This is a genomic window from Streptomyces sp. NPDC059454, assembly GCF_042749965.1.
Taxonomy (GTDB): domain Bacteria; phylum Actinomycetota; class Actinomycetes; order Streptomycetales; family Streptomycetaceae; genus Streptomyces.
The window spans coordinates 1-19,869 of the sequence record NZ_JBHYVC010000047.1; the positions used below are offsets into that span (position 1 = coordinate 1).

Annotated in this window: 19 protein-coding genes; 13 read left to right on the forward strand and 6 right to left on the reverse strand. The window is 72.5% G+C overall.

Going from position 1 to position 19,869, the window contains the following annotated elements; genetic code table 11:
• Positions 1 to 91: 91 nt before the first annotated feature.
• Positions 92 to 400, reverse strand: a complete 309-nt coding sequence (locus ACFXAE_RS26110) for a hypothetical protein (RefSeq protein ID WP_384719046.1) — start codon at positions 398 to 400, stop codon at positions 92 to 94.
• 579 nt (positions 401 to 979) lie between these two features.
• On the opposite strand from ACFXAE_RS26110, the gene ACFXAE_RS26115 reads away from it, so the two are divergent.
• From ACFXAE_RS26115 to ACFXAE_RS26130, 4 genes are all read left to right on the forward strand, one after another.
• The gene (locus ACFXAE_RS26115; RefSeq protein WP_384719048.1) at positions 980 to 1,603 is read left to right on the forward strand and encodes a GntR family transcriptional regulator; all 624 of its coding nucleotides are present in this window, start codon (positions 980 to 982) and stop codon (positions 1,601 to 1,603) included.
• 277 nt (positions 1,604 to 1,880) lie between these two features.
• Entirely contained in the window at positions 1,881 to 4,583 is a 2,703-nt protein-coding gene (gene aceE / locus ACFXAE_RS26120; RefSeq protein WP_384719050.1) for a pyruvate dehydrogenase (acetyl-transferring), homodimeric type, read from the forward strand.
• 61 nt (positions 4,584 to 4,644) lie between these two features.
• Entirely contained in the window at positions 4,645 to 5,619 is a 975-nt protein-coding gene (locus ACFXAE_RS26125) for a helix-turn-helix transcriptional regulator (protein ID WP_384719052.1), read from the forward strand.
• A 189-nt stretch (positions 5,620 to 5,808) separates the two neighbouring features.
• On the forward strand, positions 5,809 to 6,327 hold the full coding sequence (locus tag ACFXAE_RS26130) for a DUF4240 domain-containing protein (protein WP_384719142.1): 519 nt from the start codon (positions 5,809 to 5,811) through the stop codon (positions 6,325 to 6,327).
• 13 nt (positions 6,328 to 6,340) lie between these two features.
• On the opposite strand, the gene ACFXAE_RS26135 is transcribed toward ACFXAE_RS26130, so the two are convergent.
• Entirely contained in the window at positions 6,341 to 6,517 is a 177-nt protein-coding gene (locus ACFXAE_RS26135) for a hypothetical protein (protein ID WP_217136717.1), read from the reverse strand.
• Positions 6,514 to 7,341: a peptidoglycan recognition protein gene (locus tag ACFXAE_RS26140; RefSeq protein WP_384719144.1), complete on the reverse strand. Its 828-nt coding sequence runs from the start codon at positions 7,339 to 7,341 to the stop codon at positions 6,514 to 6,516. Before ACFXAE_RS26140 ends, ACFXAE_RS26135 begins: the two co-directional genes overlap by 4 nt.
• A gap of 399 nt (positions 7,342 to 7,740) precedes the next feature.
• Here ACFXAE_RS26140 and ACFXAE_RS26145 point away from each other — a divergent pair, with 399 nt between their 5' ends.
• Positions 7,741 to 8,925: a MarP family serine protease gene (locus tag ACFXAE_RS26145; protein WP_384719054.1), complete on the forward strand. Its 1,185-nt coding sequence runs from the start codon at positions 7,741 to 7,743 to the stop codon at positions 8,923 to 8,925.
• A gap of 51 nt (positions 8,926 to 8,976) precedes the next feature.
• Here the strand turns inward: ACFXAE_RS26145 and ACFXAE_RS26150 are convergent, their stop codons facing one another.
• Complete coding sequence (locus tag ACFXAE_RS26150) at positions 8,977 to 9,462, reverse strand: GNAT family N-acetyltransferase (RefSeq protein ID WP_384719056.1); 486 nt, start codon at positions 9,460 to 9,462, stop codon at positions 8,977 to 8,979.
• Between the two features lie 72 nt (positions 9,463 to 9,534).
• Here ACFXAE_RS26150 and ACFXAE_RS26155 point away from each other — a divergent pair, with 72 nt between their 5' ends.
• Together ACFXAE_RS26155 and ACFXAE_RS26160 are read left to right on the forward strand one after the other, a co-directional pair.
• Positions 9,535 to 10,437: a TIGR01777 family oxidoreductase gene (locus ACFXAE_RS26155; RefSeq protein WP_384719058.1), complete on the forward strand. Its 903-nt coding sequence runs from the start codon at positions 9,535 to 9,537 to the stop codon at positions 10,435 to 10,437.
• A gap of 230 nt (positions 10,438 to 10,667) precedes the next feature.
• Positions 10,668 to 12,071 (forward strand): NAD(P)/FAD-dependent oxidoreductase, encoded by a 1,404-nt coding sequence (locus ACFXAE_RS26160; protein WP_384719060.1) that lies wholly within the window; start codon positions 10,668 to 10,670, stop codon positions 12,069 to 12,071.
• A 320-nt stretch (positions 12,072 to 12,391) separates the two neighbouring features.
• On the opposite strand, the gene ACFXAE_RS26165 is transcribed toward ACFXAE_RS26160, so the two are convergent.
• On the reverse strand, positions 12,392 to 13,849 hold the full coding sequence (locus tag ACFXAE_RS26165) for a regulator (RefSeq protein ID WP_384719062.1): 1,458 nt from the start codon (positions 13,847 to 13,849) through the stop codon (positions 12,392 to 12,394).
• 267 nt (positions 13,850 to 14,116) lie between these two features.
• Between ACFXAE_RS26165 and lipB the strand changes: the two genes are divergently transcribed.
• From lipB to ACFXAE_RS26185, 4 genes are all read left to right on the forward strand, one after another.
• Positions 14,117 to 14,917 carry a lipoyl(octanoyl) transferase LipB gene (gene lipB, locus ACFXAE_RS26170; protein ID WP_384719064.1) on the forward strand — a complete coding sequence of 267 codons (801 nt, stop codon included), beginning with the start codon at positions 14,117 to 14,119 and terminating at the stop codon, positions 14,915 to 14,917.
• Positions 14,918 to 15,069: 152 nt separating this feature from the next.
• Positions 15,070 to 16,035, forward strand: a complete 966-nt coding sequence (gene lipA, locus ACFXAE_RS26175) for a lipoyl synthase (protein ID WP_384719066.1) — start codon at positions 15,070 to 15,072, stop codon at positions 16,033 to 16,035.
• A gap of 254 nt (positions 16,036 to 16,289) precedes the next feature.
• On the forward strand, positions 16,290 to 16,535 hold the full coding sequence (locus ACFXAE_RS26180) for a hypothetical protein (protein ID WP_384719068.1): 246 nt from the start codon (positions 16,290 to 16,292) through the stop codon (positions 16,533 to 16,535).
• 37 nt (positions 16,536 to 16,572) lie between these two features.
• On the forward strand, positions 16,573 to 17,277 hold the full coding sequence (locus ACFXAE_RS26185; RefSeq protein ID WP_384719070.1) for a DUF4191 domain-containing protein: 705 nt from the start codon (positions 16,573 to 16,575) through the stop codon (positions 17,275 to 17,277).
• Between the two features lie 108 nt (positions 17,278 to 17,385).
• On the opposite strand, the gene ACFXAE_RS26190 is transcribed toward ACFXAE_RS26185, so the two are convergent.
• A complete protein-coding gene (locus ACFXAE_RS26190) occupies positions 17,386 to 17,856 on the reverse strand; it encodes an RDD family protein (RefSeq protein WP_384719072.1) in 471 nt (156 codons plus the stop codon).
• A gap of 210 nt (positions 17,857 to 18,066) precedes the next feature.
• Here ACFXAE_RS26190 and glnA point away from each other — a divergent pair, with 210 nt between their 5' ends.
• Together glnA and ACFXAE_RS26200 are read left to right on the forward strand one after the other, a co-directional pair.
• Positions 18,067 to 19,476: a type I glutamate--ammonia ligase gene (gene glnA, locus ACFXAE_RS26195; protein ID WP_384719074.1), complete on the forward strand. Its 1,410-nt coding sequence runs from the start codon at positions 18,067 to 18,069 to the stop codon at positions 19,474 to 19,476.
• Positions 19,477 to 19,607: 131 nt separating this feature from the next.
• On the forward strand, positions 19,608 to 19,865 hold the full coding sequence (locus ACFXAE_RS26200; RefSeq protein WP_384719076.1) for a hypothetical protein: 258 nt from the start codon (positions 19,608 to 19,610) through the stop codon (positions 19,863 to 19,865).
• The last annotated feature ends 4 nt before the right edge of the window (positions 19,866 to 19,869 follow it).

A 19,869-nucleotide genomic window follows, 5' to 3' on the forward strand; every position in this document is an offset into this window, starting at 1 on the left:
GCCTCCCCCGACTCCGTGGGGGCCCCCGCCCGGAGACTCCGGGCGGGGGCACCGACGTATGCGGCAGAGGACCGCGTCGGTCAGCGGGGGATCACGCCGGCGGCTGCGGGTTGACCGCAGTCCACGGGGACGTGCACACCAGCTGGTTCCCGGGGACGCTGCAGAACGTCTCGACCACCGTGCCGGTGGTGGTGATCACCTGGACGTTCAGCGTGTTCCCCTGTTCGCTCACCGTGACGGTGCAGCCGTTCGTCGGGGCGTTCTGGTTGTCCGACAGGTTCGACCACGTGTACGCGCCCGGGCCCGGCTGGAGGTTCCGCGTGCCGACCGAGATCTCTCGGTCGGGGTTGATGACGCCGGTGTACTGCTGCGAGCCGCGGTTGTAGCTGTCGATGCTCACGCACGGCCCGGCGGGCCCGGGAGGACCGGAAGGTCCGGGGGGCCCGGGAGGACCGGAAGGTCCGGGGGGCCCGGGAGGACCGGAAGGTCCGGGGGGCCCGGGGGGCCCGGGAGGCCCGGGCGGACCAGGGGGCCCCTGCTCGCCCTTGCAGAGGTGGTGATGGCTGTAGTCGCACTTGCCGGGGTCGTAGGCGTCCCGGCTGGGGCCGGGTGTCGCCGAGACCCCGGACGGCGAGACGCCGACCAGTGTCGTGGCGAAAACCATCGCGCCACCCAGTCGAAGAGCATGCCGTCGGGCGAAGGCCCGGGGGCGCGAGGGTCTGGACCGTTTGACTCGCATCATCGTCGCTTGTGTCCCGTCTGACTCAAGGGAAGTTGCACGATCATTTTGATACGGACAAATCACCCACAGCACAGGAGATACGCCATCTGATCCGAAAATCGCATGAAACCACCCGCCCGGCGCAGAGAGAGCGGCGTGTAAGTCTTGTCTCACCTGCGCGAAAGCATCAGCGAGCGCCCCTCAACCACGGCGGACCGGCCTTATTGTCTAAGCGTCAAACGCCTCTAAGGAGCCCTCATGACAGCGCCCGTCGTCCACTCGCTGCGCGAACAGATCCGCGAGCACATCCTCGAGGGGATCATCAGTGGACGCTGGCAGCCGGGCGAGCGGATCGTGGAGCGGCGGATCGCGACCGAGCTGGAGGTCAGCCAGACGCCGGTGCGGGAGGCGCTGCGCGAGCTGGAGTCGCTGCGCCTGATCGAGTCGGCGCCGAACAAGGGCGTACGGGTGCGCAACCTGACGGCCGCCGACCTGGAGGAGAGCTACCCGGTCCGGGCCGGCCTGGAGGCGATCGCGGCGGAGCTGGCGGCGGAGCGGCTGGCACGGGACTGCTCGGCACTGGAGCCGCACGTCGCCGCCCTGTACGAGGCCGACCGCACGGTCGACGGAACGGGTCAGGTGCGGCACACGGTCGCCTTCCACCGCGAGCTGGTCCGCGCGGCCGGCAACTCGGTGCTGCTGCACACCTGGGAGGGTCTGGGCATCGAGGTCTTCACCGCGCTGTCCATCCGCTGGCTGGGCACGGTCCAGCAGTCGTACGCCGAGGAGCACGAGGAACTGGTAGCCGCGTTCCACAGGCGGGACCCGCGCATCGCGGAGCTCGTGAAGGCGCACGTCCTGGGGTGCGCGCCGCGGCCCTGACCCGGCTCCCACCCGAGCGGACCCTCGCTCACACACCCGCCCACCTGGAAAAACGCGGCGAAGAAGCGTCACCGAGTGCCACTCTCCAAGGCACCGCGTGCCTACTTTCTCGTTATCAAGAGATTATCGCTCTCAACCCTTTGATCGATCATCGATCAGGGGGTTACAGTCACCCGGGGCTCGCACCCGAGCCCTCCGCCCTGTCCTGCCAAAGACCAAGGGCACCCCCGAACCCTTACCGATGAGGGAACCCCCTTCGACTGAGGAAGGCGGCGACATGACCGACCCCAACGCCATCCAGCCGAGCGAGCTCGACCAGCTCCCGGACCGCGACCCCGAGGAGACCGCCGAGTGGCAGGCCTCCCTGGACGCCGTCACCGAGGCGGCCGGGCCGCACCGTGCCGCGTACCTGATGCGCCGCACGCTGGAGCGTGCCGAGGGAGCCGGCCTCGCGCTGCCGAAGCTCCTCGAGACGGACTACGTCAACACCATCCCCACCGCCGCCGAGCCCGCCGTGGACGGCGACGAGGCGCTGGAGCAGCGCATCACCGCCTGGAACCGCTGGAACGCGGCGGCCATGGTGACCCGCGGCAGCAAGTACGGCGTCGGCGGCCACATCGCCACCTTCGCCTCCGCGGCCTGGCTCTACGAGACCGGCTTCAACCACTTCTTCCACGGCAAGGAGCGTGACGGCTCCGGCGACCAGCTCTACATCCAGGGCCACGCCTCCCCCGGCATCTACGCCCGTGCCTTCCTCGACGGCCGGATCAGCGAGCAGCAGCTCGACAACTTCCGCCGTGAGGCGGGCGGCAACGGCCTGCCGTCGTACCCGCACCCGCGCCGTCTGCCCTGGCTGTGGGAGTTCCCCACCGTCTCCATGGGCCTCGGCCCGATCTCCGCGATCTACCAGGCGCGCTTCAACCGCTACCTGACCAGCCGCGGCATCAAGGACGTCTCCGACTCCCACGTGTGGGCGTTCCTCGGCGACGGCGAGATGGACGAGCCCGAGTCGACGACCGCGCTCACCCTCGCCTCCCGCGAGCAGCTGGACAACCTGACCTTCGTCGTCAACTGCAACCTGCAGCGCCTCGACGGTCCGGTCCGCGCCAACTTCAAGATCGTGCAGGAGCTGGAGGCCCAGTTCCGCGGCGCCGGCTGGAACGTCATCAAGACCCTGTGGGGCACGGCGTGGGACGAGCTGTTCCGGCTCGACACCACCGGCGCGCTGGTCCGCCGGCTCCGCGAGGTGCCGGACGCGCAGGTGCAGACGTACCAGACGCGGAACGCCGCCTACATCCGCGAGGACTTCTTCGGCAAGGACCCGGCGCTCGCCGAGATGGCGAAGCTGCTGAGCGACGACAAGATCCTCGAGTGCTTCCACCTCTCGCGCGGCGGCCACGAGTCCCGCAAGGTGTACGCCGCCTACAAGGCCGCGCTCGCCCACAAGGGCGCGCCGACCGTGATCCTGGCGCAGACCGTCAAGGGCCACACCCTCGGTGAGGGCTTCGCCTCCAAGAACGCCAACCACCAGATGAAGAAGCTGACGGTGGACGAGTTCAAGGCGATGCGCGACCGGCTGGAGCTGCCGGTCTCGGACGCGCAGTTCGTCGACGGTGTGGTTCCCTACGTCCACCCGGGCGCCGACTCCCCCGAGGTCCGCTACCTCCAGGAGCGCCGCGCGGCGCTCGGCGGTCCGGCCCCGGCCCGCCGCGTCCACCCGGTGGCGCCGCTGCCGCAGCCCGCCGACAAGGCGTTCGCCGCCTTCGACAAGGGCTCAGGATCGCAGAACGTGGCCACCACCATGGCCTTCGTCCGCCTGGTCAAGGACCTGGTCCGCGACAAGGAGACCGGTAAGCGCTGGGTGCCGATCGTCCCCGACGAGGCGCGCACCTTCGGCATGGAGAGCCTCTTCCCGTCCCTCGGCATCTACTCGCCGATGGGCCAGACGTACGAGCCGGTCGACCGCGACCAGCTGATGTACTACAAGGAAGCCAAGAACGGGCAGATCTTCAACGAGGGCATCACCGAGGCCGGCGCCATGGCCGAGTTCGTCGCCGCCTCGACGTCGTACGCGACGCACGGCGAGACGATGATCCCGTTCTACATCTACTACTCGATGTTCGGCTGGCAGCGCACCGGCGACCAGATGTGGCAGCTCGGCGACCAGATGGGCCGCGGCTTCCTGGTCGGCGCCACGGCGGGCCGTACGACGCTGACGGGCGAGGGCCTGCAGCACGCCGACGGCCACTCCCCGGTCATCGCGGCGACCAACCCGGCGGCGCTGACGTACGACCCGGCGTTCGCGTACGAGATCGGCGTCATCGTCAAGGAGGGTCTGCGCCGGATGTTCGGCGAGGCCCTGCCCGACGAGGACCAGGACGTCTTCTACTACCTGACGGTCTACAACGAGCCGCTGCCGCAGCCCGCCAAGCCGTCGGCCGCCGGCATCGACGAGGGCATCGTCAAGGGCCTGTACCGCTTCAACACGGCGGAGTCCGCGGGCCTGTCCCCGGCCGCGAACGCGCCGCGCATCCAGCTGCTCGGCTCCGGTACGGCGATCCACTGGGCGCTGAAGGCGCAGCAGCTGCTCTCCGAGGAGTGGGGTGTCGCGGCCGACGTGTGGTCCGCCACCTCGTGGACCGAGCTGCGCCGGGACGCCATGGAGGCGGACGAGGCGCTGCTGCGGGGCGAGGAGCGGGTGCCGTTCGTCCGGCAGGCGCTGCAGGGCGCCGAGGGCCCGGTGCTGGCGGTCTCCGACTACATGCGCCAGGTCCCGGACCAGATCGCGCAGTGGGTCGAGCAGGACTACTCGTCGCTGGGCGCCGACGGCTTCGGTCTGTCGGACACCCGTGACGCGGCCCGCCGCCACTTCGGCGTGGACGCCGAGTCCATCGTCGTCGCGGCCCTGGCCCAGCTCGCCCGGCGCGGCGAGGTCCAGGCGACGGCCGTGAAGGAAGCCCGCGAGAAGTACGGCCTGTAAGGCTCGGATCACGACAGGAGGCCCCCGCCCACTCGGCGGGGGCTTCTTGCATGATGGGCCCATGCGTGCTGCCCGGTTGATCAAGATGGTGCTGCTGCTCCAGTCCCGGCCTTCCATGACCGCCGCAGAGCTGGCGCGGGAGCTGGAGGTGTCGGAGCGGACGGTCACCCGGGACGCGCAGGCGCTGTCGGAGGCCGGGGTGCCGGTGTACGCGGACCGGGGGAGGGTCGGGGGCTACCGGCTGGTCGGCGGGTACCGGACGCGGCTGACGGGGCTGGCGCGCGGCGAGGCGGAGGCGCTGTTCCTGTCCGGGGTGCCGGGGGCGCTGCGTGAGATGGGCCTGGAGGACGCGGCCTCGGCGGCCCGGCTGAAGGTGTCGGCCGCCCTGCTGCCCTCCCTCCGGGACGCCTCCCGCACGGCGGCGCAGCGCTTCCATCTGGACGCCCCGAACTGGTTCCGCGAGCCGGTCACGCCCGAGCTGCTGCCGGCGGTCGCGGACGCGGTGTGGGACGACCGGCGGATCGCCGCCCGCTACCGGCGCGGCGAGAACGATGTGGAACGGGAGCTGGAGCCGTACGGGCTCGTCCTCAAGGCGGGCGTCTGGTACCTGTGCGCGCGGGTCTCCGCGCACGGGTCCTTCCGGGTGTACCGGATCGACCGGTTCACGGCGGTGGAGGCGGGCGGGGAACGCTTCGAGCGCTCGGCGGACTTCGATCTGCCCGCGTTCTGGGAGGAGCGGGCGGAGCAGTTCGCACGCTCGATCCTGCGCGCGGAGGTCGTGGTGCGGCTGTCGGCGGAGGGCGCGCGCCGGCTGCCGCACACCGTGGACCCGCCGACCGCGCGGGAGGCGCTGGCGCGGGCGGGCGAGCCGGACGACGAGGGGCGGGTGACGGTGACCCTGCCGGTGGAGTCCGAGGAGGTCGCCCGTACGCAGCTGACGGCGCTGGGGGCGGAGGTGGAGGTGCTGGCGCCCGCGACCCTGCGGGAGCGGTTCGCGGCGGAGGCCGTGCGGCTGGCGGAGCTGTACCGGCGGTGAAAGGCGAGGCCCCTTCCGCCCCCTGTGCTCTTTTCGCCCCCGCGGCCCCTTCCCGTCCCGTCCCCGGGGGCTTCGCCCCCGGACCCCCTTCGCGCGGTTCCCCGCGCCCCTGCGGGACGCGCCCCTTCCCGGCCGGTGCGCGTACTGCGGGTGCGTCCGCGGACCGCAGGGCCGATGCTTGACCTCGTGATGGACGAGACGGAGTTCTGGGAGTTGGTGGACGCCGCCCGTGAGGACGCCGGGGGTGATCCGGAGGAGCAGGCCGACCTGCTGGTGGAGCGGCTGCTGCGGCTGGACCCGGAGGCGGTCCTGGACTTCGCCCGTCACTTCGAGTCCCGCTACCACCGCGCCTACCACTGGGATCTGTGGGGCGCCGCGTGGCTGCTGCTGGGCGGGGCGAGCGACGACGCCTTCGACTACTTCCGGTGCTGGCTGATCGGCCAGGGCCGGGAGGTGTTCGAGGGGGCGCTGCACGACCCCGACGCGCTGGCCGGTCTGCTGGACGACTTCGACGAGGAGATCGACGGCGACGGCGAGGAGCTCGGCTACGCGGCGGACGAGGCGTACGAGCAGCTCACCGGCACGGTGGCGCCCGACCTCGAGCTGCCTTCGGCCCCCGCGGAGCCGGAGGGCACGCCGCTCGACTTCGAGAACGAGGCCCTGCTCGCCGAACGCTACCCGCGGCTGTGGGAGCGGTTCGGGAGCTGAGCGCCCTGCCGGTTCAAAGGCGCCGGTGGGGAGTCGGCGCGTGCCGCAGGGGGGCGGCGTTGGCCTGCATGAGGGCGGAGGCGGTGTGGGCCGCCGGGCCCAGGACGACGGCGGCGGCGGCGCACAGGGCCGTCCAGGGGCGGCGCAGCGCGTCCGCCCAGGTGGTACTTCGGTCGGGCGTGTCGTTCATGGGACCTGCTCTTCGTTCCGTGTGTCGTTGTTGTTCCGTACAGCGGTCCGGGTGTCGTCGGGCACGGTGTCCTCGGGCACGGTGTCCTCGGGCACGGTGTCCTCGGTCTCGCGTCCCTGGAGCCGGGCCGCCAGGGTCCTGATCTCCGGGAGGCGGGCCCTGAGGGCGGCGCCCGGGCAGTCGGTCATGTAGCCGTCGCTGTGGCCGGCGACCGCGGGCAGGGTGGCGGTGGTGCCGGCCGCGTAGCGGCTGCCGCCGTTGCTGGAGACCAGCCGGACGTCGGCGCGCGGGTCGGTGCCGGACGTGCCGAGTTTCCAGGCGGTCACGGCGGCGATCGCGCGCAGCATCTCCGGCGGCACCGGAACGCCCTCGGTGAAGGTGCCCAGGGCGGCGACCCCGGTGGTGCGGTGGTTGAAGCCCTGGGTGTGGGCGCCGGTGACGGGGCGGTCGGTGCCGCCCGCGCGGCCCTCGTAGACGGTGCCGCAGCGGTCGACGACGAAGTTGTAGCCGAGGTCGTCCCAGTCGCGGGCGCCGGTCTGGCCGTCGTACAGGCCCCGGATGATGCCGGGGGCGTCCGCGCAGTCGTAGTCGTTGGGCGAGTCGGTGTGGTGGACGAAGACGGCGACGACCTCGTCGTCGTAGCGCGGCGGCGGCTGTTCCCGCGCGGTGTCGCCCAGCCAGGCGGAGCGGGGTACGACGGTCGGCGCCGGCGCCTGATGGGCGGCCGTGACCCGCGCGGCGGCCCGGGCGGCGGAGTCCTCGGCGGCGTGCTCGACGCCGTAGGCGCACAGCACCAGGGCGACGGCGGCGGCCACGCCCGGCAGGCAGCCGAGCGGCGCCGTGACGGCCCGTGGCAGGCGCGGGGCGCCGGGCCCGCCGGGTATCCGGGGCCGGGGGGGGCCCCCGCCGGCCCGCCCGCGGGGGGCGGCGGTGAGGGCCGGGGGCTGGGGGGGGGCGCGGGCCCCCCGGGGTAGCCGGGGGGCCCGGCGCCTCCGCGCTCCGCGCGGTCTCCTGGGGACACGCATGGTCCCACTGTGGGCCGGTCCGCCCGGGTCCGCGATCCGTGCTGCTCCACCCGGTGGAACCATCGCCTCGGTCCGCGGCGTTTTCCCCGGTACACGCGCGCGTGGCCGCATTCCCGCGGCCGTCGCGCGCGGGGCTGATCACCGGGCCCCTCCCCCACGTATTGGTGGGCCGGTGGTCCCGAGAGAAAGGCGGCGCGCGTGGACCTGCTCGACATCCTGCTGTTGCTGGTCGTCCTGGCCTACGCGGCGTCCGGTTACCGGCGCGGGCTGCTGGCGGGCTGTGTCTCGCTGGCCGGTTTCGTGGGCGGTGCGGTCGTCGGCGTGTGGATCCTGCCGTGGGTGATGGACCTGGTGACGCCGGGGACGACCCGGGCGACGGTGACGGCCGTGTTCACGGTGCTGCTGCCGGCCGTGACGGGCCACGAGCTGGCGGGGCGGCTGGCGCTCAGGCTGCGGCGGGAGCTGGACCGGGGCCCGCTGCGGGTGGCGGACGGGGCCGGCGGGGCGGTGGCCAACTCGGTGGCCGTGCTGATCGTGGCGTGGGTGGTGGCGAGCGTGCTGGGCGCGTCCTCCTCCCCGCTGGTGACGTCGGCGATCCGGGACTCGCGGCTGCTGGGCGCGGTGCAGGACACCATGCCGGACACCACCCCGGGCTGGTTCTCGCGGGCCACGTCGGCGCTGACCGAGGCGGGTTTCCCGCAGGTCTTCAACCCGTTCGAGAACGAGTCGACCGCCGAGGTCGCCGCGCCCACCGGCGACAGCGTCACCGCGGCCGCCACCCGGGCCGCGCAGCGCGGCACGGTGAAGGTCGAGGGCGTCGCGGGCACCCAGGGCCGCGAGGGCAGCGGCTTCGTGTACGCGACGGAGCACGTGATGACCAACGCCCATGTGGTGGCCGGCATCGACGAGCCGACCGTGCGCGTGGGCGGGGTGGGACGGGCGTACGAGGCGCGGGTGGTGCTCTTCGACCCGCAGAAGGACGTGGCCGTGCTGTACGTGCCGGAGCTGCGGGCGCCCGTCCTGGAGTTCGACGACGACGCCGGGCGGGGTGACGCGGCGGTCGTCGCGGGCTACCCGCAGGACGGCGACCTCAACCTGCAGGCGGCGACGGTCGCCGGCCGGCTCCAGGCCCGGGGACAGAACATCTACAACGACGCGGCGGTCACCCGCGAGATCTACTCGATCCGTTCGACCGTCCGCCCCGGCAACTCCGGCGGCCCGCTGCTGACCACGGACGGCCGGGTGTACGGCGTGGTGTTCGCGCGTTCCACCTCGGACGCGGAGACCGGCTACGTGCTGACGGCGGACGAGGTGGCGGACGACGCCGGGCGCGCGGCGGACGCGACGGCGCCGGTGGACACCGGGGAGCCGGTGACGTCGTAGGCCTCGTGAGTCCCGTAGGCCTCGTATGCCCCGTGGACCTCACAGGCCTCGTCAGACCAGCGACCGCCCCATCATGACGTCGTCGACGTACTCGCCCCCGACGAAGAACTCCTCCGGCTGCACGCCCTCCACGACGAAGCCCTCGGACTCGTACAGCGTGCGGGCGGCGGTGTTGTGGCCGAGCACGCGCAGGGTGATCCGGCGGGCGCCGCGCTCCCGTGCCTCCGCGACGGCGGCCCGCACCAGGGCCCGGCCCACGCCCAGGCCACGTGCCTCCTCGGCGACGGCGAGGCCGCGGATCTGCCGTACGTGCGCGTTGGCGGCGAGTTCGGTGGCGAAGCCGAGGCGGACGTACCCCACGATCCGGCCCCCGTACTCGGCGACGAGGTGCTCCCGGGGCCCGGACCGCTCGCCGAAGAACGAGTCGTGCGCCGGCCGCGGGACGACGGCGTGCACGGTGGACCAGGTCTCCCGGTCGAGGCGGGCCAGCTCCTCCTCGTCACCGGAACGGGCGATGCGTATGGACGGCTCGGGCATGAGGACCACTGTACGGCCGGGTCCTGGCGCCCCGGCCGTGCGTTTCGAGCCGTACGGGGCAGGATGGACGCCATGGAACGTTCCCGAATCGCGGTGGCCGGTGCGTCCGGGCTCATCGGTGGCGCGCTGGCTCGGTCCCTGGCGGCGGACGGGCACGAGGTGGTCCGGCTGGTGCGGGGCACGCCCCGGGCGGCGGACGAGGTCCGGTGGGACCCGGAGCGCGGGTCGGTGGACGCGGCCGGCCTCGCCGGGTGCGACGCGGTGGTCAATCTGGCCGGGGCCGGGGTCGGCGCCCGGCGCTGGACGGCGGCCTACAAGGCACGGATCAGGACCAGCCGGGTCGGTGGCACCACCGCGCTCGCCGAGGCCGTCGCCGGGCTGCCCGAGGACGTACGGCCCCGGGTGTTCCTCAACGGCAGCGCGATCGGCTACTACGGCGAGACCGGTGACCGGACGGTGGACGAGAGCGCGCCGCCGGGCGAGGGCTTCCTGCCGGAGCTGTGCGTCGAGTGGGAGGCGGCCGCGGCGCCGGCGCGGGAGGCGGGCGTGCGGACGGTGTTCGCGCGCACCGGTCTTGTGGTGGCGCGCGGGGGCGGGGCGTGGGGCAGGCTCTTCCCGCTGTTCCGGGCCGGGCTGGGCGGGCGGCTGGGTGACGGGCGCCAGTACTGGTCGTTCGTCGCGCTGCACGACGAGGTGGCCGCGCTGCGCCATCTGCTGGACGCCGACGGGCTGTCCGGGCCGTTCAACCTGACCGCCCCGCACCCGGTGACCAACCGTGAGATCACCGGGGCGATGGCGCGCGTGCTGCACCGGCCGGCGGTGTTCGCGGTGCCGGCACCGGTGCTGCGGACGGTGCTCGGGGAGATGGCCGGGGACGTCCTCGGCAGCGCCCGGGTGCTGCCGGCGCGGCTGCTGGAGTCCGGCTTCCGGTTCGCGTTCCCCCGGATCGAGGGGGCGGTCCGGGCGGCGCTGTGAGCGCGCCCGTGCGACCGCGGCCCGCCCGGAACCGGTCCGGCTCCGATCCCTCTGCGACCACAACGCGCCCGTCCGGCGTGCGCATGCGACCGTCGTGCGCCCGTGCTCTGTCCATGCGCGACTGACCAGGTGCCCGGCCACGGCCCTAACCTCGACCCGAACTCGGGTATCCCTGGGGCCTGTTGAGGGCATGACGTCTCCAGCGCCCGCGCAACCTCGAGGAGGGGCACGTGCTTGAGCCCACGTACCAGGCGGACGTCGTCGTCGTGGGAGCCGGGGTCGCCGGACTCTCCGCGGCGCGACGACTGACCAGCGCAGGAGTCACCACCCTGGTCCTGGAGGCCGCCCATGAGGTGGGCGGCCGGATGGCGACCGAGAAGGTCGACGGCTTCCGGCTCGACCGGATCGGACGGCTGCTGTCCACGGCGTATCCCGAACTACGGCCGGCCGCGGGCCTCGACGGGCTGGTGCTGCGGCCCTTCGCGCCCGGCGTCCTGCTGCACAGCGACGGACGGCACCATCGTGCGGGCGTGCAGCCGGGCGCGAAGGGGGCGCGGAGCGCGAGAGGCGCACTCCATGCCGTGCGCGCCCTGGCGAGCGCCCCACGGCCGGGAGGCGGGCCCAGGAGGCCGGTGGCGGTGCCCGGTCGGCAGGTGTCCGTGCCCCGCAGCCGCACCGGCGCCCCACTGGGCACGGCGGTCGACCAGGCCCGTCTGGGCGCCGCGTTCAGCAGGCTCGCGGGCACGCCGGTGGAACGGCTGCTGGCCCGGCCCGAGACCACGGCGGCCGAGGCGCTGCCGGCCCGGGGCCTGCCCGCCCGGACCATCGACGGCTTTCTGCGCCCCCTGCTCGCCGCCCTGCTGTGCGATCCGGATCTCACCACGTCCAGCCGGTGCGCGGATCTGGCGCTGCGGGCGTTCGCGAGCGGGCGGCTGTGTGTGCCGGAGGGCGGTGCCGAGGCGCTGCCGCGGCAGCTGGCGCGGACGCTGCCGCCGGGCACGGTGCACACGGGGGTGCGGGTCACCTCCGTGTCGACGACCTCGGTGACCACCGCGGAACACGGGGAGTTCCGGTGCGGCGCGGTGCTGATCGCGACCGGGGCGCGGGCCGCCGCCGAGCTGCTGCCCGGACTGCGGGTGCCGGACTTCCACCCCGTGACGGTGGTGCACCACAGCACCGACGAGGCCCCGGGGACCGGTGCCTCGCTGCTGCTCGACGCCGAGCGGGGCGGGCCGGTGGCGCACACGGCGGTCGTCAGCCACGTCGACCCGTCCCGGGCCCCGGCCGGACGCACGCTGGTCGGCTCGACGGTCCTGGGGCCGCCCGCACCGGGGATCGACACGGCCGTACGCATGCACCTGGCCCGGCTGTACGGCGTGTCGACGGCGCGCTGGGAGACGCTGGGCGTGCACCACACCGCGGAAGCGGTGCCGGCGATGCGGCCGCCGCACGATCTGCGGCGGCCGGTGCGGTTGCTGGCGGGGCTGTACGTGTGCGGCGACCACCGGGACACCGGGACGGTGCAGGGGGCGCTGCACTCGGCGCACCGGGCGGCGGCGGCGATCCTGACGGATCTGGGGGCGAACCGTCCCCTGCACGCGGCGGAGCCCGCGCCCACGGCTCGGGTGGCCTGAGGCTCGCGCCGGAGTGAGCCGGGGGTGGGCCTGCGCCCCGGCGCCGTACCGGTGCCCCGTGCTGGAGTGGGCCGGGGGGTGGTTGCGCGGCCCGGCGCTTGCGGGGTGCCGTCGCGCCCACCCGTGCCGCCCAGCGGCACGACTGCCCGCGGGCACACGGACACGCGGGTACGTGAACACGCGTGGCACACGGACGCGCGGGTACGTGGACACGCGTGGCACACGGACGCGCGGGTACGTGGACACGCGTGGCACGCGGACACGCGTGGCACGCGGGCACACGGGGCAGCACGAGGCACGCGGGCTCGGGCCCCGGGGCGTCAGCCGTATGCCGCGATCCTGTCGCGGTACGTGCGCACCGGAGCCGCGTCCCGGTACGGCTCCAGCCTCCGTTCGAAGTCCCGGACGTACTCGACGGCCCGCACCGACCGCATCTCCGCCGCCTGACCGGCCGCCTCGGCGGCCAGCTGGCACGCCTGGTCCAGCTCCCCCAGGCCGAGCCGGGCGGTCGCCAGCACCATCCGGCAGAAGAGCCGGCTCCGGGCGTACCCCGGCGCCCGCAGCTGCAGCGACCGCTCCGCGTGCTGCGCGGCGGCCCGGAACTGCTGCAGATCCCGGTGGCAGTGCCCGAACTCGTCGGCGAGCTGCGCCTCGTCGAAGAAGCGTGCCCAGTACGGAACCTCGTCACCGGGCCGCGCGCCCTCCAGCGCCCGCTCCGCGCGCACCAGCGCCGCCGTACAGGCCCGCACCTCCCCCAGCACCCCGTGCCCCCGTGCCTCGGCCGCGTGCAGCAGCGCCTGCACCACCGAAGGCCCTGACCCACCCGCCCCCTGCTGGGCGACCCGCGCCAGCTGCACGGCCTCCCGCCCGTGCCCGAGGTAGACGGCCTGCCGGCTCATGGTGACCAGGACGTACGCACCGTAGGACCGGTCCCCGGCCGCCTGTGCCAGCCGGAGCGCCTGCACGAAGTACCGCTGGGCGAGCCCGTGCGCGGCGATGTCGTACGACGTCCAGCCGGCCAGCCGGGTCAGATCCGCGGCGGCCGCGAACAGCCGGCGGCCGGTCTGCTCGCCGTACGTGCCGCGCAGCATCGGCTCGCACTCGTGCTCCAGGTACCGCACGAGAGCCTGGCGGGCGTGCCCTCCGCCGTACGCGTCGTCGAGCGTGCGGAACAGCTCACCGACCGAACGCAGCGCCGCGATGTCACCGCCGGTGACCCGGTGCCCCGGACCTCGTTCGGCCGCGGTCCGGCGGCGCGCGAGCAGTTCGGCCGGCCGGACCGGCGGCCGGCCGCCCTGTGCCGGAACCCGTACCGGCGGCTCCGCCCGGGCCACCCTCTCGTCGGCGCGTCCGATCAGCCAGTCCCGGCTCGGCACGACCAGCCCCGCCGAGGTGAAGGCGATCTTCCGCAGCTCGGCGTGGCTGCCGGAGTCCTTGCGCCACAGCCCGCTGACGATGTCGACGGCCTCTTCGGGGGTGGCGGCGAACTCCAGCCCCGCGTAGACCGGCGCGCAGGCGTCCAGTCCCAGGTCCTGCGCGGTCAGGCGGCGGCCCAGACGCCGGGTGAAGACCTCGGCGATCAGCGCCGGTGTGGTGCCCCTCGGCTGCTGCCCGCGCAGCCAGCGGGTGACGGACGTCTTGTCGTATCTCAGGTCGAGCCCGTGTTCGAGACCGAGCTGGTCCACGCGACGGGCGAGTCCCGCGTTGGAGAACCCCGCTTCTGCGATGAGCGCGGCGAGCTGTCGGTTGGGGGTGCGCTGCGCGGGTCGTTCCGTCATCTGTGGTGCGGTCTCCTGCCTTCCGGCTGAGCGAGGTGCCCGGATCGCCTGTGAGCAGCCCTTATGGCCACACGGACGGCGTGAATGTAGCGGAGAGTGAACACCCGATCGCGGGCTTCGCCCGGCATTCATCCGATCGTGTGAGGATTGCCCGGAAGCTGACGACCGCCCCCCGGCCGGACGGCTGCCGATCGGCACCCGCTCGAACGGTCGTACAGTGGCGTGGGCGCGTTTCGTGCCTGACGACCTTCTAGGGAGGCGCTTGCCGTGAGCGAGTTGCGGTTCGTGCGGATGGGCTTCGGGGCCGAGGCCGTGGACTACCGGCTGGCCTGGGACGAACAGCGCCGGGTGCACGCGGCACGGTTCGCCGACGAGGTGCCCGACACCGTGATCCTCCTGGAACACCCCCCGGTCTACACGGCCGGCCGCCGCACCGAGGACAGTGAGCGCCCCCTCGACGGCACCCCGGTCATCGACGTGGACCGCGGCGGCAAGATCACCTGGCACGGCCCCGGCCAGCTCGTGGGCTACCCGATCCAGAAGCTGCCCCGCCCGGTGGACGTGGTCGCGCACGTCCGCCGCCTGGAGGAGGCCCTGATCCGCACCTGCGCGGAGTTCGGCCTGGAGACCACCCGGGTCGAGGGCCGCAGCGGGGTGTGGGTGCTGGGCGACCCGGTGGAACAGCGCCCCGCGCTCGGCGGGCTCTCCCTGGACTTCGACCCGAGGCTGGACGACGACGAGTTCGACCCCCGCCTCGACGGCCCGGAGTACGCGCCCTCCAACGCCGGCCAGCGCCGCGAGGACCGCAAGATCGCCGCGATCGGCATCCGCGTGGCCAAGGGCGTCACGATGCACGGCTTCGCGCTGAACGTGAACCCCGACAACAAGTGGTTCGACAGGATCATCCCGTGCGGCATCCGCGACGCGGGCGTCGCCTCCCTGGCGAACGAGCTGGGCCGCGACATCACGATCGACGAGGTGCTCCCCGTCGTGGAGCGCCACCTCCGGGACATCCTGGAGAACGCGGAACCGAAGCCCCGGGTGATCGAGAAGGCACCAGTGGCATAAAACCGCCGCGTCCGGCGTTCCGAGTCACGGCGGCTCAGGCCGGATCGGGGGTTGCGGACGACAGCCGTCAGCAGGCGGACACCCCGCCGGGCATTCAAATCAACGGGCGTACGCTTGAGCACGCCGAAGAATCAATCGCTAGGGAGCCGGTCGTGTCCGCAGTCGCACCCGACGGACGCAAGATGCTGCGCCTGGAGGTCCGCAACAGCCAGACCCCCATCGAGCGCAAGCCCGAGTGGATCAAGACCCGGGCGAAAATGGGCCCCGAGTACTCCAAGATGCAGAACCTCGTCAAGAGCGAGGGGCTGCACACGGTCTGCCAGGAAGCCGGCTGTCCGAACATCTACGAGTGCTGGGAGGACCGCGAGGCGACCTTCCTGATCGGCGGCGACCAGTGCACCCGGCGCTGCGACTTCTGCCAGATCGACACCGGCAGGCCCGAGGCCCTGGACCGTGACGAGCCGCGCCGCGTGGGCGAGTCGGTCGTCACCATGGACCTGAACTACGCCACCATCACCGGCGTCGCCCGCGACGACCTGGAGGACGGCGGCGCCTGGCTGTACGCCGAGACCGTGCGCCAGATCCACGCGCAGACGGCGGGCCGCGCGGACGGCCGCACCAAGGTCGAGCTGCTGGCACCCGACTTCAACGCGGTCCCCGAGCAGCTGGCGGAGGTCTTCTCCTCCCGCCCCGAGGTGTTCGCGCACAACGTCGAGACGGTGCCCCGGATCTTCAAGCGGATCCGCCCCGGCTTCCGCTACGACCGTTCCCTGAAGGTCATCACCGACGCCCGCGACTACGGCCTGGTGACCAAGTCCAACCTGATCCTCGGCATGGGCGAGACCCGCGAGGAGGTCAGCGAGGCGCTGAAGCAGCTGCACGACGCCGGCTGCGAGCTGGTCACCATCACGCAGTACCTGCGGCCCTCCGTGCGCCACCACCCCGTGGAGCGCTGGGTGAAGCCGCACGAGTTCGTGGAGCTGAAGGAGGAGGCCGAGCAGATCGGCTTCTCCGGTGTGATGTCCGGCCCGCTGGTCCGTTCCTCGTACCGCGCCGGCCGCCTTTACCGGATGGCCGTCGAGAAGCGCGGCGCCTACGTGGCCTCGCAGGCCGTCTGAGCCCCGCAGCAGCCCGGACCGAGCGCGTGTGAATTCACGCACAAGGCCCTACCCACCAGTAGTGGCCGAGACGACGCGGTCCCGACCGTCCTCGCAGATGAGGGCACAGGTCGGGGCCGCGTCGGCGTTCCGGACCCCCCACCGAGGCTTCATGCCTGTTTGACCGGTCGGTCACGTCCTGGTAACACCAGTCAGTGAGCCTGGAATCACAGCACGTACACCCCTGTCCGCCGGTACCGAGGGAGACCTCCGCCATGCAGGCCGCGCCCGTCCGCGCCACCGCCATCCCGTCCTTCACCACCGCACTGCGCGCCGTCGAGTCGCTGCTGATGAGCGGCGGCCAGCGCACCGCCCGCCGCAACGCCTGGACCTCGGTACTGGAGGACCGCCGCCGCGCCAAGGACCGGGTCGAGGCAGAGCGCGTCCTCGACCAGACCCCGGGCACCCCGCCCCTGAGCACCCTTCCGTTGAGCACTCCGTCCCTGACGACCCGCCCCTGACCGATCGCCCCCGGCGGGGACACGTAGACTTCATGGCATGGCGAGGAAGGAAACCGCAGCGGACGCTGCGAACCCCGGGCGACTGAAGCAGATCGCCCTGACCTACAAGATGACCCGCAGGGCCGACAAGAAGATCGGTCTTGTACTCGCGGCTGTCGGAATCATCACCTTCGGTGTCTTCCTCGCGATCGGTTTCTTGCTCGGGTACCCCATCTATCTAGGCATCCTGGGCCTCCTGTTCGCCTTCCTCGCGACGGCGATCGTCTTCGGGCGCCGGGCCGAGCGGGCCGCCTTCGGGCAGATGGAGGGACAGCCGGGCGCCGCCGCGGCCGTGCTCGACAACATCGGCCGGGGCTGGACGACGACCCCCGCGGTGGCGATGAACCGCAGCCAGGACGTGGTGCACCGCGCGGTCGGCAAGGCCGGCATCGTGCTGGTCGCCGAGGGCAACCCGAACCGGGTGAAGAGCCTGCTGGCCGCCGAGAAGAAGAAGATGAACCGCATCGTCGCGGACGTCCCGGTGCACGACCTGATCGTGGGCACCGGCGAGGGTCAGGTGGAGCTGAAGAAGGTCCGCACGACCATGCTCAAGCTGCCCCGCGTGCTCACCGGCCCGCAGGTCACCGCGACCAACGACCGGCTGCGCGCCCTGGGCGACCTGATGAGCAACATGCCGCTGCCGAAGGGCCCGATGCCCAAGGGCATGAGACTGCCGAAGGGCGGCGGACCGAGGGGCCGCTGACCCACCCTTTCCTCCACGACGACGGGGCGCCGGAATCACTTCCGGCGCCCCGTCGTCGTATCCCGCCGTACCTCGTCGTATCCCGCCGTGGCCCGTCGGGAGCGGGTGTCAGATCCGCACCTCGACCGTGCGGGCCAGCCGGTCGTGCAGGCCGCGGCCGTCGCGGTCCCAGACGAGCGCGGGGACGGCGAGGCACAGCAGCGCTGAGCGCACCAGCCCGCGCAGCGGCTGGATCCGGCCGGTGCCGAGGGCGACCACCCGCAGCCCGAACAGGCGCTTGCCGGGCGTGAAGCCGACCGTGCCGACGGTGAGGACGCTCAGCACGAGGAACACCAGCAGCGCCCAGTTGCCGGTCGCCTGTCCGTCGTAGCCGTCGGTGATCAGACCGTATGCGATCAGGACGCACAGGCCCCAGTCCACGGCGAGGGCGCCGAGCCTGCGGCCGGGGCGTGCGATCGAGCCCGGTCCGTCCTCCGGCAGCCCCAGCTGCTCACCCCGGTAGCCGAACTCGGCACCGGCGTCCTCCAGGGCCGCGCGGGGCCCGGAGAGCCATGATCCGATTGCTTGCCTGTTGTCCACCCGTCCACGGTACTGCGCCCGGATATGACCACAGGACGGCGGGGTGCGCCGGGGCTACCGTGGGAGAGGAGCCGGTTAACTTGTGCGAAACAAATGGGTCACGCCCGAGAAATGACCCGTCCCTAGGGTCGAGGGGAGCGTGTGCCGGTCGCACCGGCCACACGAACGATCTACCACCCCGGCGGGACGGTCGGGAGTAGGAGGAGCTGGATGTTCCAGAACGCCGACGACGCCAAGAAGTACCTCGCGGACGAGGACGTCAAGTTCATCGACGTCCGGTTCTGCGACCTCCCGGGTGTGATGCAGCACGTCACGATCCCTGCCGAGGCGTTCGACCCGGACGAGGAGCTGGCGTTCGACGGATCGTCGATCCGCGGCTTCCAGGCCATCCACGAGTCCGACATGTCGCTGCGCGCGGACCTGTCGACCGCCCGGGTCGACCCGTTCCGCCGCGACAAGACGCTGAACATCAACTTCTTCATCCACGACCCGATCACGGGCGAGCAGTACTCCCGCGACCCGCGCAACGTGGCCAAGAAGGCCGAGGCGTACCTGGCCTCCACCGGGATCGCGGACACCGCGTACTTCGGCCCCGAGGCCGAGTTCTACGTCTTCGACAGCGTGCGTTTCAAGACGTCCGAGAACGAGTCCTTCTACCACATCGACTCCGAGGCGGGCGCCTGGAACACCGGTGCGCTGGAGGACAACCGCGGTTACAAGGTCCGCTACAAGGGCGGCTACTTCCCGGTCCCGCCGGTCGACCACTTCGCCGACCTGCGCGCCGAGATGTCCCTGGAGCTGGCCAAGGCCGGCCTGAAGGTCGAGCGCCAGCACCACGAGGTGGGCACCGCCGGCCAGGCCGAGATCAACTACAGGTTCAACACGCTGCTCGCCGCCGCGGACGACCTGCAGCTCTTCAAGTACATCGTGAAGAACGTCGCCTGGCGCAACGGCAAGACCGCGACCTTCATGCCGAAGCCGATCTTCGGTGACAACGGCTCGGGCATGCACGTCCACCAGTCGCTGTGGGCGGGCGGCGAGCCGCTCTTCTACGACGAGCAGGGCTACGCCGGCCTGTCGGACACCGCCCGCTACTACATCGGCGGCATCCTCAAGCACGCGCCGTCGCTGCTGGCCTTCACCAACCCGACGGTGAACTCGTACCACCGTCTGGTACCGGGCTTCGAGGCCCCGGTGAACCTGGTGTACTCGCAGCGCAACCGCTCCGCCGCGATGCGCATCCCGATCACCGGCTCCAACCCGAAGGCCAAGCGCGTCGAGTTCCGCGCCCCGGACGCCTCCGGCAACCCGTACCTGGCCTTCTCGGCCCTGCTGCTCGCGGGTCTGGACGGCATCAAGAACAAGATCGAGCCGGCCGAGCCGATCGACAAGGACCTCTACGAGCTGGCCCCCGAGGAGCACGCGGGCGTGGCCCAGGTCCCGACCTCCCTCGGCGCGGTCCTCGACCGCCTCGAGGCCGACCACGAGTTCCTCCTCCAGGGCGACGTCTTCACGCCGGACCTGATCGAGACGTGGATCGACTTCAAGCGCACCAACGAGATCGCCCCGCTCCAGCTCCGCCCGCACCCGCACGAGTTCGAGCTCTACTTCGACGTGTGACCGGCCCACGGCGCCCCCGCCCCTGGTTCCTCCAGGGGCGGGGGCGCCGTCGTGTGTCCGGAAAGCTTTCCTCTCCGTACGCGGAGAGGGATCCTTGATCTGACACCGTTGTTCGAGAGAAAGTCACGGGGATGTCCGAACGGGACGACGAGGCACGGGAGTTCGACCTCAAGTGGGCGGACGGCGCCGAGCACAAGGAGCCGTCGGCGCGGGCCCGGATGCTCGCCGCGCGCTGGAAGGACAACCCGCCAGGACCGGTCCCGTTCCGCGGCGAACCGGAGTACCGGGGATCGTCCGGCCGCTCGTCGTGGGTGTCGACGGCCGTGGTGCTCGGGTGCGTCGTCGCGGTGATCGTGCTGCTCGGCTACCTCGACTTCCGCCCCTACTGATCCC

Coding starts and splice junctions, on each gene's coding strand:
- ACFXAE_RS26115 (WP_384719048.1), top strand. CDS start 980: ATGACAGCGCCCGTCGTCCACTCGCTGCGCGAACAGATCCGCGAGCAC.
- aceE (WP_384719050.1), top strand. CDS start 1,881: ATGACCGACCCCAACGCCATCCAGCCGAGCGAGCTCGACCAGCTCCCG.
- ACFXAE_RS26125 (WP_384719052.1), top strand. CDS start 4,645: ATGCGTGCTGCCCGGTTGATCAAGATGGTGCTGCTGCTCCAGTCCCGG.
- ACFXAE_RS26130 (WP_384719142.1), top strand. CDS start 5,809: ATGGACGAGACGGAGTTCTGGGAGTTGGTGGACGCCGCCCGTGAGGAC.
- ACFXAE_RS26135 (WP_217136717.1), bottom strand. CDS start 6,517: ATGAACGACACGCCCGACCGAAGTACCACCTGGGCGGACGCGCTGCGC.
- ACFXAE_RS26150 (WP_384719056.1), bottom strand. CDS start 9,462: ATGCCCGAGCCGTCCATACGCATCGCCCGTTCCGGTGACGAGGAGGAG.
- ACFXAE_RS26155 (WP_384719058.1), top strand. CDS start 9,535: ATGGAACGTTCCCGAATCGCGGTGGCCGGTGCGTCCGGGCTCATCGGT.
- ACFXAE_RS26165 (WP_384719062.1), bottom strand. CDS start 13,849: ATGACGGAACGACCCGCGCAGCGCACCCCCAACCGACAGCTCGCCGCG.
- ACFXAE_RS26180 (WP_384719068.1), top strand. CDS start 16,290: ATGCAGGCCGCGCCCGTCCGCGCCACCGCCATCCCGTCCTTCACCACC.
- ACFXAE_RS26185 (WP_384719070.1), top strand. CDS start 16,573: ATGGCGAGGAAGGAAACCGCAGCGGACGCTGCGAACCCCGGGCGACTG.
- glnA (WP_384719074.1), top strand. CDS start 18,067: ATGTTCCAGAACGCCGACGACGCCAAGAAGTACCTCGCGGACGAGGAC.
- ACFXAE_RS26200 (WP_384719076.1), top strand. CDS start 19,608: ATGTCCGAACGGGACGACGAGGCACGGGAGTTCGACCTCAAGTGGGCG.